This is a genomic window from Bacillus sp. FSL K6-2839 (genome assembly GCF_038003365.1).
Taxonomy (GTDB): domain Bacteria; phylum Bacillota; class Bacilli; order Bacillales; family Bacillaceae; genus Bacillus.
The window spans coordinates 1367909-1382019 of record NZ_JBBOOZ010000001.1 but is presented as its reverse complement, the minus strand read 5'-3'; the positions used below and the strand labels follow the sequence as shown (position 1 = coordinate 1382019).

Genomic DNA, 14111 nt, shown 5'->3' with positions numbered 1-14111 from the left:
CAATTCACTTCGGGTTAAGTAATCCTTAAATTCCAATTTTTGTTTAAAAAATACATATTTCCTATTAATATAATGAATGTTCACTTCTTCACTGGAGTTGACGAAGTGTCACCACTCCCTCAAACGTTATATCAACTAGCTGATATTCGCTGCCTGTAAAACGCGGTCATTGAATCTACATTTATAAAAAGTGCAATCGATAAACATAGCATTCTCCAATGTCATTCCTCTCATATCGCAGGAGGAGAATTCGCAATTGGTGAAAACGGCTTTGATTTTGGCAATGCCCACAGAGCGCAAGTCGGAACGAATAAAGGTACAATGATCAATCGTACTACCGTTGGGGTGAAATCCGTCCGAGCAAAGAGCGGGTATCTATTTCAATACAGCTTGACATGTGAATCAATTATCGATATGGTGTGAATGAGTTCACACTTTACATAAAGGAGTCATTTATGCCAAAAAATACTTTCTTTCGATTGGATAAAGCAAGACGTGAGGACATATGTAATCGTGCTATGCATCTTTTTGTTGATCATCTTTACGAGGATATAACGATGAAGATGGTTTTGGATCGTTTGTCCATGCATCCCGGAACTTTTTATCGGTATTTTGAAGACAAAGATGACCTTTATTGTCTCTTAATACGACATGTGACCAAGAAAAGAGCTGCGTATTTTCATAACAACAATGAAGATTCTCTTTTTCAATTTTTCCTTACTGGCCTATTTGACAACACTAATGGCATTGCGACTGAGCCATTGAATGAACTGGAAATCAAACTCGTTGAAACATTTTTACACATTCCAGAGAACACCTTACTAAAAGTATATTTGAATGTGCTAAAGGGCGAGTCATTCCCCTTAATCAAGGACATGTTACGCCGCATGAGGGTTGATGGATATCTACGACCTGATATTGATGACGACCTCATTTCTTTTATGTTTGAATCTATGCAGTTTAATTTAGTCATGTTTTTTAGAGAATTCGATATTAAGGATTCTAACCTGCAGCATAAGATGAGCAAGTACTTTGCTGACTTTATGGGTCATGGGCTTCTTAGAGATGATAAATATGCTGAAGTTGTTAGCGATCTCAAGGAAGCCAAGGAATAAGGATGATGAACTGAAGATTGGATGTAACCATTTTACAGTTTTGAAAGCACTTATATCGCCATGTGTATTTCACATTCGCACTTTCATTTATTAAGGGGGAACAAAAGGATGAAAAGGTATGACACATTCCCAGAACCAATCGGCAGCTATACCGCCGCTCGTACCCAGATGGATTTTGAGTACACAGCATCAGATGACTCAAAAAGAGAATTGACCGCGTTTGTGTACTATCCGTCCGATAGCAGCGAAGGGAAGACTCCATCAACGTACATGTTTCCTGAAGTCTACGAAATGCTTCATGAGCAGTCACTTGTCACTGAGTATCTGAAAGAGAAGAATTTTTTCTCTATCGATATCAAGACTCATTGTTACGACGACCTTGCTCTTTCTGGGAAGAAAAAGCGCTATCCAGTGTTATTTTATGTTTGCGGCGGGGGCGGTTCACCGGAATGGGGGACAGCCATCTGTACAGACCTGGCAAGCCTGGGTTATGTTGTCGTCAGTATCGGCCATCAGAATAGCACAATGTATAAACGGAAAGATGAGAAGCTGTTGAATGTATCAAAGGATTTTTCGGATGTCATTATGGCGTTTTCTGAAGATCCGGAGATGATGGAGCTGGCTGGCAAGATGAAGATGCGGCCTGACGATGAAACGGCTATTGAGATGTGCCGTAACGTCCTGGCTCTGCCAATCATTAATCAGTTAACATTATATAGTGAACGACAGGCAGAAGATGTAAGGTACGTAGCCGATCATCTTCACAAACTAAACTCTGAAGAATTGGATTCTATCTTTCATGACAGACTGATGCTTGACGTCGGCATGGGCATCGTCGGACACTCTTATGGAGGACCTACGGCAGCGGTTGTTTGCCGGGATGACGACCGGTTTTCCTGCGGAATTGGCTTGGACAGCGGGGCATTCGGCCTTCTCGACAGCGACCTCAATAAACCCTTTTTGCTACTGTTTTCTGAACCGAACTATCATATGAATGCGATCATTGGCGCTAACAACAGCATGGAAACCTATTATTTCTCCGTTGATCGTGCTGCACATTTAGATTACTGTGACATCGTGTTTACCGGCGTAGATGAGCAACTGAGAGGCACAAGGGAGGCGGTAGAGATGCGAAATCTTGTGACGGATTATACGAAGACCTTTTGTGATCATTACATTCTGCAAAAGGCTGCACGTGTGGAAAGCCTGTCATATGATGGCGTGGACTTAATCAAGAAAACGAGCAACAAGTAATAACGGAGAAGCTGCTGATCAAAGCCGTTTCAAGCGTCAGCTTAAAGTTGAATATCTCAGCTTTTCCGTTAAATACCGAATGCTGATTGTTTGGAAAAGAAGAGACCGTCCTAAAAGATCTGTATTCCAAACAGCTTGTAGTGAATGAAGAGAAAAAAATGTAAAGTGGATAATCCATCATCTTGATGATTAAATTAAAAGGGAACCATTTCAATGATTGCTCATATTAGCCTACAAATACTTCTCCCTCCGGATAACGTATTGGGCTTTTGGTTCGTTTCATAAAGATAAATACAATGGTCAGAGAACCTACTCTGCCAATAAACATCAGAATCGAAAGAATCACCTTACCTAAAAACGTTAACTCCGGTGTTAATCCCATAGGTCAAATGAGTGCATTGGCGCTTTGATGATCCAGCAAAAGCAGAAGGAACAGAAGAAGAGAAATGGGCATTTTCCCAAAGGGTGAGAGATGAAATTGGGGGCTGATTACAGCAGTTTGCTGTGACTGAAAAATATAGTTTTACATGATAAGCCATATTGAATCAATGGCTTATTTTTGTTTCGACCAATTGAAGACGTTCAGGCAGCGTGACTTTAAAAGACTTGATATTTAGTAATAGCACATTTACAGCCATCTTGAATGAAACAGGAAGATGATAGCAGACAAGATAAAAACATTTGATCCAACTCAAAAAGATATCTAGTGAATAAACGCCGCAAAAAACGATTTTTCATTGTTCTAATGAGCGATTGAATTGTTTTCGAAAAACTAGGCATGAGACAGCAAATACTGCGAATGCGCCTGCTGATCCAGCAGCAAACATCAGCTCAAATTGTTCTGGTTTGGATTTGAATAACAAAGGGACAGAAAGAATGAGAGCAGCACCACTAAAGCTCAATCCTAATATCAACATTGCCAATAATTTATTCATAGAAACACCTCGCAGACTCAGCATTGAAACATTAGGAACCGACTGATCTAAGAATCATGTTATGATTTGAAATCCTTTAAAATCCCTAAATCGAAGTGTCCAATTTATATCCTATGGGTGTCGGATGATTGGGTTCATTACAATTAAAGCACAAATTCATGAAATAAACCATTTTAAACGAACACTGTTCTTTACGAACGATGTTCGTTATAATATAAATGAGATGTGGTTTTACACTACTTCCATAAAGAAGAGGAGATGCATACGATGCAGGCATTATCTAAAAAACAAAAGCAAATCGCTATCATTGGAGGAGGACCAGGAGGGCTAACACTCGCCTTAATTCTGCAAAATTACGGTATACAAACAACCATCTATGAACGGGAGATGCATGACAAGAGTCTTGAAAGAGGAGGCTCACTGGATATTCACGAAGAAACAGGTCAAAAAGCCTTAAAGGAAGCAGGAGTTTATGAGAAATTTCAAAAGAACGCTCGCTATGAAGGAGAAGATTTCCGGTTATTTGATAAAGCAGGAAGAATTTATCTAGACGAAGAAACTGAATCACATGAAAAAGGCACTCGGCCAGAAATTGATCGTGGTGTTTTGTGTGAAATGCTGTTAGATCAAATTGATGCTGAAAACATCAAATACGGATATAAACTAGATAGATGTGTTTCATTAGAAAACGGCATGACAGAACTTCATTTTGAAAACGGTGTTGTCGAGACGGTTGACCTTTTGATTGGGGCAGATGGTGCATTTTCTCGTGTACGTCCGCTGTTAACAGATATTGATATTGAATACTCCGGGCTCACGATGCTGGAACTGAATGTCCTAAGCGTAGAGGTGAACCACCCTGATTTAGCTGAATTTAATAAACGTGGTAAGATGTTTGCTTTAGCTGATCACAAAGGAATTATTGGTCAGTTAAACGGAGATGGACGAATAAAAGTGTATGCAAGCCTTATGGTAGAACGCAGCTGGATCGAGACTTGTGGCATTCCATTTAATCAAGCGAATGAAGCGAAAGAACCATTATTAGAGTTATTTAGTGATTGGGATGATCAGCTGAAAAATTATATTCGTTATGCAGAAGATGTCATCATTCCAAGACGTATTTATACGCTTCCTGTCGGTTTTAAATGGAACCGTCATAAAGGAGTAACGCTTATCGGTGATGCAGCTCATCTCATGACACCATTCGCAGGTGAGGGTGTAAACATGGCGATGTTTGATGCAATGGAGCTTGCACTTGCTATTGTCCGAAATCCTAATGATATTGAAAAGGCTATTGAAGAGTACGAAGAAATGATGTATGAATATTCATCGGAAAAGGCTCAGGAATCGGAGAATAGTTTAAAACTGTGTTTTTCAAAAGACGCTGCGGTCAAGCTTGCAGATATGATGAATTCTTTTCAAGTAAACGGTGATTGATGCTCAATTTACTATTTTACTTTGACATGTTATAAAGAGAGTATGAACAATTCAAATCGTCATATTATAAGTCGCCGGTCTCGGCCGGCTAAAGAGCCCTTAAGCCGTGAGCTTATTGTTAAAACTGCCTATGCGCTTCTTAAGGAGCAAGGGATAGAGGGCATGAGTATGCGTAAGGTGGCTAAAGCATTGGATACGGGGCCTGCATCCTTGTATGTCTACGTGAACAATTTTCAAGAACTAAGTGCTTACGTATTGGATTATGGTCTCGGCCAAATGGTTTATCCAGATTCAGTGGATGGCACATGGAAAGAAAAGTTATGTGAAATATTGCATACTTATTTCCTGCTGCTATTAGAAAAACCTGGTCTTGCTGAAATTTCTCTTTCCACCATTCCACAAGGAACGAACTTTCTTCAGTTGACCGAACATATTCTCGCTGCATTGCATGAAGGCGGGATCAAATCTACATCCGCAGCATGGGGAGTAGACCTATTGCTGTTATACGTATCTTCCGTAGCTTACGAAAAGGTCTCTTGGAAGAAACAAGGCTCTTCGCAGATTTCAGACACAAAAAAAGCATTTCATGATGCAGACAAAACGCGTTTTCCTTTCATTCATAGTGTAAAAGAAGAAATGTTTGCAGGTGATCCCGTATCAATGGAACGGTTCCGATGGGGAATTGACGTCATTTTGTATGGAATCCAGAAAGAAAGCAATTAGAAAGGAGCACAAGCAAAAAGCAGTCAATGGCTGCTTTTTTTATATGGTTATTTTCACATTTGTGATCTTGTGAGCATCATGATATATATATAAATAAATCTATATATTGTTTTTATATATAAAAAATTATATAATCTAGTGGAATAAAAAAATGAGGTGCTTAGGCATGGAACATATGAAGAATTTATTAGAGAGTTATATTCCTTTAGCAAAATCTACTGCAAAAATGTTTGGACCAAATTGCGAAGTGGTTATTCATGATTTAACGAACCCTCAAGCATCTGTCATGTTTACAGTAAATAACCATGTGACAGGAAGAGAAATCGGCCAATCATTTGATCATCTAGTAAAGACTGTATTACAATCAGAAGATTTTAAAGAAGATTATCTTGCTGGTTATACATTTGTAACAGAAGATAAGCGTACGATTCGTTCCTCGACTTCATTAATACGTGATTCAAAGCAAAAAGTGATTGGTGCTTTCTGTATCAATTTTGATGTTGAAGCCCTAAATCAAATGCAACATTTTATGGATACTTTTCTTTCTACACAAGTGGAAGCTCAAGAGAAAGAAACAACATCAAATGATGATCTTGAAAATGTGGAAGAAATAGTAGATCAATTGATTCAACAAATCATTCAAAACAGTGTTCATCCAGTCATGAAACGTCATGAAAAAATTGAACTAATTAAATTTATGGATGAAAAAGGCATCTTTTTAATGAAAGGATCTGTTGAGAAGGTCGCATCTATGTTAGGCATTTCCAAAGTAACCGTCTATAGCTATTTGGATGAAATCAAAAATAAATCGAGGTAAGGAGCGTCAAAATGGAAAGCATACTCGAGGTAGGAAATCTAAAATCAAACGGACACTATGCATTCGCAACCATTCATCAAAACACGGTCTATGTTTCAGGACAATTTGCCATCAATCCCGAAACGAGAGAAAAAGAATTCGGCACTATTGAAGAAGAGACATTGCAAGCGCTTAAGAATGTGGAAATGATTGTAGAAGCTGCTGGAAGTAAAAAAGAAAAGATTTTGCGCATGACATTATACATTTCGGATATTCATTTATGGGACAAAGTAGATGCTGTTTATACTGAATTTTTCGGTGAACATAAACCAGCACGTACTATTGTACCAACTAATGAATTACATTTTGGTTTCAAAATTGAAATTGATGCTATTTCATATATTTAAGATATTTTTTTGCCTATGATATATAAAAAATTATATTCTATATAAAAAAGTATTCGAAGGAGTTGATGATTGATGAATCAATTGATTTGTAACCATTGCGGGAAAAAGTATGAGATGACACCAACTCTATGGAAATGTGATTGTGATGGAGTATTAAACCTGGTGAAAGATACCCCAAAAATAGATATCGCAGCTTGGGATCACTATCCAAACTCATTATGGCGTTATGTTGAAACCATGCCATTTTCAAAAGGTTCTAAGACTTGGGAAACTGTCACAATGGGGGAGGGTCAATCACCTTTAATCGTTCTAGATCCTAATGAGCCAAACACTTATGTAAAAGTTGATTATATGATGCCGACCTTATCCTTTAAAGACCGAGGAGCCGCTGTTTTGATGACAAAAGCTAAGGAACTCGGGGTATCAAAAGTGATTGCTGATAGTAGTGGGAATGCAGGAACGGCGATTGCAGCTTATGCAGCACGTTGTGGTATTCCCTGTGACATCTATCTTAGCGATGAAACTTCGCCTAAAAAGGTCGCTCAAATAAAAGCACATGGAGCAACGATTAAAGAAATTCACGGGACACGAGAGGACATTGCAGCTGCGGCACAAAAGGCAGTAGACAATGAAAACGTTTTTTATGCAAGCCATGTCTATAACCCTTATTTTTTTGAAGGTACTAAAACATACGCCTATGAAATCTATGAGCAACTAAAAGGAGCACCTGATGCTTTAATCATTCCGGTTGGAAATGGTACTCTCCTCCTAGGTGCGTATTATGGCTTTAAAGAGTTATTTGAAAATGGTCTCATTCATAAAATACCGAAAATCGTTGCCGTACAAGCGAAAAACTGTGCACCCCTTGTGAAAGCGTATCAAAATAAAGAGGAATCAGCATCACCTGTTACGAATAAAGGGACCTTAGCAGAAGGGATAGCCATTGCTGCCCCAGCTCGTTCCAAACAAATTTTAGAAGTTGTACAAGATACGAATGGTACGTTTATTGATATTGAAGAAGATGAGATCCTGAATGCACGATCTAAACTGAGTGAGAAAGGATTTTATGTCGAAGTGACATCTGCAGTCAATTTTGCTGGCTACATGAAATATAAAAAGGAATCAGAAGAAACCATTGTCATACCTCTTTGTGGTGCAGGGATTAAATCAAAATAACCCTATTAGTATTGTCTCTCTTTGAAAATATGGAAATCCGCCATTGCGAAGCAGATTGGTCTTACACCGACTTCCATTTGAAAACTATCAAGATGACATCATTCCATTGCTGGATCTTTAGGATTCTGATAGTTACTTAATGCCAGATGTGTGTAAGACCGTTGCAGTTAGATTACGTCAACTAATCCGCACTTGGCCTGATGATGATATAGATAAAAAGAACGCTCTCTATTTGGTAGGAGGAATGGAGCTAGCGCATCAACAAAATGAGCCATTGGGATTTATATAAGAATAGGAATTGTCATATGACAGACCATTGAAAGAAATGTAGATCCATTTTATGCTTTATAAACAATAGTCAAATAAGGATTCTACAATAATCAATTTTTTTGATGAATAAAAAATAAAAGAAAAAAACATTAATCAATAATTTTAACGCGAATAAATTTTTGTTCAAATCATATAATCAATTGATTATATAAGTATTCAGTTATATAATATTGGAGGATTTGATAACAGGGACCGTCACCAATATTTAAAAGAGGGAGGGAATCATTGTGACTTCAGATGTTTCAATTGGTTTGTTACATATGTCGAATTGTTTAAAAATACTCAGTGATCAAACAAGACTCATTATGATGAAATTGTTTTTGGAGAAGGAATATTGTGTTTGTGAACTGGTAGATATGTTCGAAATGAGTCAACCAGCGATTAGTCAGCATTTACGAAAATTAAAAAAAGCTGGATTTGTTCATGAGAACAGAAAAGGGCAGTGGCGTTATTATTCAATCAATACACTGTCTCCAGAATTTGAGACGATTCGTATCATCTTAAATCAAATTGATAAAGAAGATGACCTTTTAAAAAGTATACAACATAACGCAACAAACATTTCTTGTTCGTAAGGAGGGATGGGTTTGAGTTTTGCCGTTTTATCATTACTCATATTTTTGTTAACTTTGGTATTGGTTATTTGGCAGCCAAAAAATTTATCCATAGGGTGGTCCGCATGTGGAGGGGCCGTTTTAGCATTAATCGTAGGTGTTGTGAATGTTGACGATGTGATCACCGTGACAGGCATCGTTTGGAATGCGACTTTAGCTTTTGTTGCCATTATCGTCATTTCACTCATACTTGATCGAATCGGCTTTTTTGAATGGGCAGCATTGCATATGGCAAAGGCTGCAAAAGGCAGTGGGCTGCGTATGTTTGTGTATGTGACCATCCTTGGTGCAATCGTCGCTGCTTTATTTGCAAACGATGGTGCAGCACTTATTTTGACACCCATTGTTTTAGCCATGGTCAGAGCATTACACTTCAATGAAAAAATTGTATTCCCTTTTATTATCGCGAGTGGGTTTATTGCAGATACAACTTCGCTTCCCCTTGTCGTAAGTAATTTGGTGAACATTGTAACAGCCGACTATTTCAACATTACGTTTATTGAATATGCATCCAGAATGGTCGTTCCAAACCTTTTTTCATTGCTAGCGAGTATCACTGTACTGTACCTTTTCTTTAGAAAGAGTATACCTAAACGCTATGATCTGACTGAGTTAAAGCACCCTAGTGAAGCAATAAAAGATCCAAAGATGTTTAGATTATCTTGGTATATATTAGCTTTTTTATTGATTGGTTATTTTGCATGCGAATTTTTATCTATACCTGTATCGGTCATAGCTGGTGTGATTGCCATTTTATTCTTGGTCATTGCACAAAAAAGCCCTGCTGTTCAAACAAAAAGCGTTCTAAAAGAAGCACCATGGGCGATCGTTTTCTTTTCCATAGGTATGTACGTTGTTGTGTATGGCATGCGAAATGCAGGGCTCACTGATGCTCTTTCAAGCGTGATCCAAGCTGTAGCAGATCAAGGTTTATTGGCAGGGACTCTTGGTATGGGATTTATCGCAGCAATGCTTTCATCTGTCATGAACAATATGCCGACTGTCATGATTGATGCATTAGCTATATCCGGTACCGATACACAAGGAATAATGAGAGAAACGTTAATTTACGCAAATGTCATTGGTTCTGATTTAGGACCAAAAATTACGCCCATTGGCTCCTTAGCAACACTACTATGGCTCCACGTCCTTTCTCAAAAAGGTGTGAAGATTTCCTGGGGCACATATTTCAAAATAGGAGTCATTTTAACTGTACCAACACTATTCATTACACTTTTAGCTTTGTATTTCTGGCTATTGATTATACATTAAAGGAGACGATCAACATGTCAAAGAAAACAATTTACTTTTTATGTACCGGTAATTCTTGCCGCAGTCAAATGGCTGAAGGTTGGGCTAAAAAACACCTTGGTGATGAGTGGAAGGTTTATAGCGCTGGTATTGAAGCTCATGGATTAAATCCGAATGCTGTAAAAGCAATGAAAGAAATAGGGATTGATATTTCTAATCAAACGTCTGACCTGATTGATCAAAAGATATTGCATCACGCTGACTTAGTCGTAACACTATGCGGTGACGCAGCTGATAAATGCCCGTTGACTCCTCCTCATGTCGAACGTGTCCATTGGGGCTTTGATGATCCAGCAAAAGCAGAAGGAACAGAAGAAGAGAGGTGGGCATTTTTCCAAAGGGTAAGAGATGAAATTGGAGATCGATTGAAACAGTTTGCTGAGACTGGAGAATAATATCTTTTATATGTGAAAGGAGACATCAATTCAGTGGATTGCGATGATCGAGTATGCAAAAATTCTATGGGATTGGCTAATAAGTCAAGCAAAGGAAAATGAGTGTGAACAATTTCATTTAGATTCTGGTGTTCATAGGCATGATGCACATAGATTCTACCTTAAAGTTGGATTAGATATTACTTGTCACCATTTTCAAATGTCTCTTTAACAAATGGATGGTCAGCATCGATTAGGTGGAATTAAGTTATATTTAGAAGAAACAAATGCATTCATTAATGTGCCATTTTTAGCTTTTCATTATTTGGAAGATGAGGAAAAGATCAGTTTATTTGATACTATCAACACTAAAGCTAAAGGTATAGGGTCTTCTTTAAGCCGATATCTAAAAAAGGAGAGAAGAAGAATTATGGAGATAACGCCTGTAGTATTAATAGGAGATAGAGTAAAGATACAACCTATGGAAGATTATCACGTACAGGAATTATTTGATGCGGGAAACAATCCAGATATATGGGCACACATGCCAATGAGGGTTCAATCGATTGAAGATATGAAGTCCCTTGTGAATGGAGCACTTCAAGCGAGAGAGCAAGGAAGCGAATTTCCTTTTGTTATCTTCGATAAGAATTCGGGGAAAATTGTGGGAAGCACTCGTTTTCTTAATATATCCATACCAAACCGTAACTTGGAAATTGGTTGGACATGGCTGTCTCCAACTGTTTGGCGAACTAGAATAAATACAGAATGTAAGTATCTTCTTTTGAAACACTGCTTTGAAACACTTGGGACAATTCGTGTTCAGTTGAAAACAGATAGCAGAAATGTGCGGTCTCAGCAGGCAATTGAACGGTTGGGTTTGGTAAAAGAAGGGGTGCTTCGAAATCATATGGTTATGCCTGACGGTTATTTAAGAGACTCTGTGTATTACAGTGTAATCGACCAAGAATGGGTGCTAGTGAAGGACAAATTGGAGAGTATGCTACAATAATCTCGTATTTTCGAAGTGTTGCTTATAAAACTAAAGGGTGCTTTGACTTAACAAAGGAGGTAGCTGCGGCACCTCCTTTTCTTATTGAACAAACGGAGCAACTAACTTTACTTGAACAATTATGACCCTAAAAAATATACATATAATAATAATTGTAGAGGTTTTTGATATTACATACAAAAGAGGCAGTTGGAGATGGATAAGAGGGACTGTACAACAATGGATCCACATTTACCTTCTAGTACATATGAAGCTATGAAGACGAAATCTTATTCATTTCTTTTTATTAGTTTACATAATATATATTCTAGGAAGTTATAAAAAGAATGTATTTCTTTTGTCTCAAATCTAAGTATACTTATCTTATTGAGACAAAAAAGAAAAAATCAAAATCCTTGTTTATTCGCCAGATTTTAATTCACCAAGATATTTTATGATTTTCGCAGGATTTCCGTCAACCACGACGTTTGCTGGAACACTTTTTGTCACAACGGCACCAGATGCTATGACAGCATTGTCGCCAATCCATACGTGGTTTCCAATGGTGACTGGTTTGCCGAATTCAATGCATTTTGCACGTTCTATCGGGTCAAGCGGGTGTTCAGCCGTATAATTATGTACATTCGGACCTAATAAACAGTGATGTCCAATGGTAATTTTGCAAACGTCTAATAATACTGCATCAAAATTTGCAAAAAATGCTCGCCAACCTCGATATTGTATCCGTAATCGCACTGCAGCCTTCCTTCAAAAACGACATCATTTCCGCAAGCGCCTAATAATTCCTTTAAAATGGATGTTCTTTTTTCTGGCTGATTGGTTTGCTGGTATGCAAATGTCAATTGTCTCGCTCTTTTTCGATCTGCAATTAGGGTTTGGTCACACTAGATACATAATGTTCTCCTTGGATCATTTTTTCCTTTTCACTTTTCATGTTGATCCTCTCCTCCCCTTCTATTTATCCTGATACATCATTTGGTAACCAATTGACCATTCGACATATTCCAAATGACGTCTGAACCTGTGATAGCGCTGCCTTTAAGTTTGTTTGTACATTTCTGGCTCAATCCCGTCTCCTTTCACCGACATGCTTCCTCCCCCTTTATGTTTATTTTACCTTCTCGTCAGAAGAATTAGGAAGGCAAGATTCCTTTTGACTAGAATTGTTCATGTTCCTGCCTCAAGTTATTTACGAATCAGCCCATCTCATTTATAATCGAGTAGATTTGTTCAGTAACAGATACATCTTTAAATGTGAGGGATTAGATGGAATTAAAGTGGTATAAAGCGATCATAGTTATTTTCACGATGTCTGGTATTTCCATCTCTACATGGTTTTCACGGACACCGGAAGTCAGAGATTTATTACAAGCCAATACAGGAACGATGGGACTTATTTTACTTGGCTTATCTGTTGGTTCAATTGTTGGGCTTGTTCTTTCAAATGTATTTGTTCGAAAAAAAGGCGGACGAGTGGCGATTGTGATCAGTGCTTTTTTGATGTTCCTTGGTTTCACCACTCTTGCCATTGGTTCAACACTCTCTTCTATCTTTGTCGTCACTGCCGGTCTATTTCTTTTTGGAGCAGGCTCAGGTATGTGCAATGTGGCGATGAACCTAGAAGGGACAGAAATTGAATACAGTATTAAGAAAACCATTTTGCCTATATTGCACGCTTCCTTTAGCATTGGCACTTTAATTGGAGCAGGAGCTGGCATTCTTTTTATCCATCTAGGGGTCTCTGTGTTGAATCACCTACTTGTCATTGCCCTTCTTTTCTTTCTCAGCATCTTGATTTGTACCCGGTTTATTCCGCACGGGACAGGAATGGATCAGCATGAGAAGCAGTCAAATACAATAGATGATACTCAAACGGCATGGCTGAACAAACGAACGGTCTCTCTTGCGATGATCGCCTTATGTCTTGCATTTGTCGAAGGGTCTGCCAATGATTGGATTCCACTTGCGATGGTGGATGGCTACCAGGTTTCACATTCCATGAGTACAGTCATCTATGCTTTATTTTTATGCGGGATGATTAGCGGCAGACTAATCAGCGGACGTTTGATCGATCGTTTCGGCAGGGTGTTATTGCTAAGAATTGCGATTTTATCAGCAGCCGCCGGACTATTTCTGGTCATTTTAAAGATTTCACTTGTTGTATGTATGATATCGATCTTTTTATGGGGACTTGGCGCTTCTTTAGGCTTCCCGCTAACCATTTCTGCAGCTGGCGATGATAGCCGGTACGCCGTGAAACGCGTCAGCATTGTGACCTTATCAGGTTACACAGCCTCTCTTTCTGGGCCGCCTATATTAGGGCTGCTTGCCAATCAAGTAGGACTGCTTCATGCCTTTATTTTTGTTTTATTCGCCATATGTATTGCAGGAATCTTCACAAAAGCTGTCGCGAAACCGCGTACATTACAAGTTCACTAAAAGTGTCTGATCCTCGATCATGGCACTTTTTTTAAATTAAAAAAATAAAATTGAAACCTTTCATGAAGTGAAACAGTCCTATAAATGTCCTGATGTTTATCGCTTTTTTAAAGAGGGAAAGTAAAAAAATAAGACTTTTCAAATAACAGAAAACGTGGTAAGATCATGAAAATAAACAGGAAGGGGTG

14 protein-coding genes and 2 pseudogenes are annotated in these 14111 nt (G+C 38.3%); 13 read left to right on the top strand and 3 right to left on the bottom strand.

Going from position 1 to position 14111, the window contains the following annotated elements:
* Positions 1-135: 135 nt before the first annotated feature.
* Positions 136-291, bottom strand: coding sequence for a pentapeptide repeat-containing protein (locus MHH26_RS19230; protein WP_409482278.1), 156 nt, complete (start codon positions 289-291; stop codon positions 136-138).
* Positions 292-455: 164 nt separating this feature from the next.
* On the opposite strand from MHH26_RS19230, the gene MHH26_RS06730 reads away from it, so the two are divergent.
* From MHH26_RS06730 to MHH26_RS06720, 3 genes and pseudogenes are all read left to right on the top strand, one after another.
* The gene (locus MHH26_RS06730) at positions 456-1115 is read left to right on the top strand and encodes a TetR/AcrR family transcriptional regulator (protein ID WP_340972798.1); all 660 of its coding nucleotides are present in this window, start codon (positions 456-458) and stop codon (positions 1113-1115) included.
* 108 nt (positions 1116-1223) lie between these two features.
* Positions 1224-2369 (top strand): alpha/beta hydrolase, encoded by a 1146-nt coding sequence (locus MHH26_RS06725; RefSeq protein ID WP_340972796.1) that lies wholly within the window; start codon positions 1224-1226, stop codon positions 2367-2369.
* A 396-nt stretch (positions 2370-2765) separates the two neighbouring features.
* Positions 2766-2858: pseudogene (locus MHH26_RS06720) on the top strand (arsenate reductase); the annotation flags it as partial.
* 245 nt (positions 2859-3103) lie between these two features.
* On the opposite strand, the gene MHH26_RS06715 reads toward MHH26_RS06720, so the two are convergent.
* Entirely contained in the window at positions 3104-3304 is a 201-nt protein-coding gene (locus tag MHH26_RS06715) for a hypothetical protein (protein WP_034660801.1), read from the bottom strand.
* Positions 3305-3571: 267 nt separating this feature from the next.
* Between MHH26_RS06715 and MHH26_RS06710 the strand changes: the two genes are divergently transcribed.
* From MHH26_RS06710 to MHH26_RS06670, 9 genes are all read left to right on the top strand, one after another.
* Complete coding sequence (locus MHH26_RS06710; protein WP_334749301.1) at positions 3572-4741, top strand: FAD-dependent oxidoreductase; 1170 nt, start codon at positions 3572-3574, stop codon at positions 4739-4741.
* 42 nt (positions 4742-4783) lie between these two features.
* Positions 4784-5464: a TetR/AcrR family transcriptional regulator gene (locus MHH26_RS06705; protein ID WP_334749300.1), complete on the top strand. Its 681-nt coding sequence runs from the start codon at positions 4784-4786 to the stop codon at positions 5462-5464.
* Between the two features lie 166 nt (positions 5465-5630).
* On the top strand, positions 5631-6281 hold the full coding sequence (locus tag MHH26_RS06700; RefSeq protein WP_307499690.1) for a helix-turn-helix transcriptional regulator: 651 nt from the start codon (positions 5631-5633) through the stop codon (positions 6279-6281).
* Between the two features lie 11 nt (positions 6282-6292).
* Positions 6293-6667 carry a RidA family protein gene (locus tag MHH26_RS06695; protein ID WP_307499688.1) on the top strand — a complete coding sequence of 125 codons (375 nt, stop codon included), beginning with the start codon at positions 6293-6295 and terminating at the stop codon, positions 6665-6667.
* Positions 6668-6739: 72 nt separating this feature from the next.
* Positions 6740-7843 carry a threonine synthase gene (locus MHH26_RS06690; RefSeq protein ID WP_334749299.1) on the top strand — a complete coding sequence of 368 codons (1104 nt, stop codon included), beginning with the start codon at positions 6740-6742 and terminating at the stop codon, positions 7841-7843.
* A gap of 557 nt (positions 7844-8400) precedes the next feature.
* Positions 8401-8748 (top strand): ArsR/SmtB family transcription factor, encoded by a 348-nt coding sequence (locus MHH26_RS06685; RefSeq protein ID WP_307499685.1) that lies wholly within the window; start codon positions 8401-8403, stop codon positions 8746-8748.
* Between the two features lie 12 nt (positions 8749-8760).
* Positions 8761-10059 (top strand): arsenic transporter, encoded by a 1299-nt coding sequence (locus MHH26_RS06680; RefSeq protein WP_334749298.1) that lies wholly within the window; start codon positions 8761-8763, stop codon positions 10057-10059.
* 14 nt (positions 10060-10073) lie between these two features.
* Positions 10074-10493: an arsenate reductase (thioredoxin) gene (gene arsC, locus MHH26_RS06675; RefSeq protein WP_307499683.1), complete on the top strand. Its 420-nt coding sequence runs from the start codon at positions 10074-10076 to the stop codon at positions 10491-10493.
* A gap of 214 nt (positions 10494-10707) precedes the next feature.
* Positions 10708-11484, top strand: coding sequence for a GNAT family N-acetyltransferase (locus tag MHH26_RS06670; protein ID WP_340972793.1), 777 nt, complete (start codon positions 10708-10710; stop codon positions 11482-11484).
* A 399-nt stretch (positions 11485-11883) separates the two neighbouring features.
* Here the strand turns inward: MHH26_RS06670 and MHH26_RS06665 are convergent.
* Positions 11884-12418 (bottom strand): annotated as a pseudogene (locus MHH26_RS06665) (sugar O-acetyltransferase).
* Between the two features lie 332 nt (positions 12419-12750).
* Here MHH26_RS06665 and MHH26_RS06660 point away from each other — a divergent pair.
* Positions 12751-13923: an MFS transporter gene (locus MHH26_RS06660; RefSeq protein WP_307499682.1), complete on the top strand. Its 1173-nt coding sequence runs from the start codon at positions 12751-12753 to the stop codon at positions 13921-13923.
* Positions 13924-14111 lie beyond the last annotated feature (188 nt).

Excerpts from the sequence above, each read along its gene's own strand:
- MHH26_RS06695 (WP_307499688.1), top strand. The coding sequence starts at position 6,293 with ATGGAAAGCATACTCGAGGTAGGAAATCTAAAATCAAACGGACACTAT.
- MHH26_RS06660 (WP_307499682.1), top strand. The coding sequence starts at position 12,751 with ATGGAATTAAAGTGGTATAAAGCGATCATAGTTATTTTCACGATGTCT.
- MHH26_RS06690 (WP_334749299.1), top strand. The coding sequence starts at position 6,740 with ATGAATCAATTGATTTGTAACCATTGCGGGAAAAAGTATGAGATGACA.
- arsC (WP_307499683.1), top strand. The coding sequence starts at position 10,074 with ATGTCAAAGAAAACAATTTACTTTTTATGTACCGGTAATTCTTGCCGC.
- MHH26_RS06700 (WP_307499690.1), top strand. The coding sequence starts at position 5,631 with ATGGAACATATGAAGAATTTATTAGAGAGTTATATTCCTTTAGCAAAA.
- MHH26_RS06725 (WP_340972796.1), top strand. The coding sequence starts at position 1,224 with ATGAAAAGGTATGACACATTCCCAGAACCAATCGGCAGCTATACCGCC.
- MHH26_RS06705 (WP_334749300.1), top strand. The coding sequence starts at position 4,784 with ATGAACAATTCAAATCGTCATATTATAAGTCGCCGGTCTCGGCCGGCT.
- MHH26_RS06670 (WP_340972793.1), top strand. The coding sequence starts at position 10,708 with ATGGATGGTCAGCATCGATTAGGTGGAATTAAGTTATATTTAGAAGAA.
- MHH26_RS06730 (WP_340972798.1), top strand. The coding sequence starts at position 456 with ATGCCAAAAAATACTTTCTTTCGATTGGATAAAGCAAGACGTGAGGAC.
- MHH26_RS06710 (WP_334749301.1), top strand. The coding sequence starts at position 3,572 with ATGCAGGCATTATCTAAAAAACAAAAGCAAATCGCTATCATTGGAGGA.
- MHH26_RS06715 (WP_034660801.1), bottom strand. The coding sequence starts at position 3,304 with ATGAATAAATTATTGGCAATGTTGATATTAGGATTGAGCTTTAGTGGT.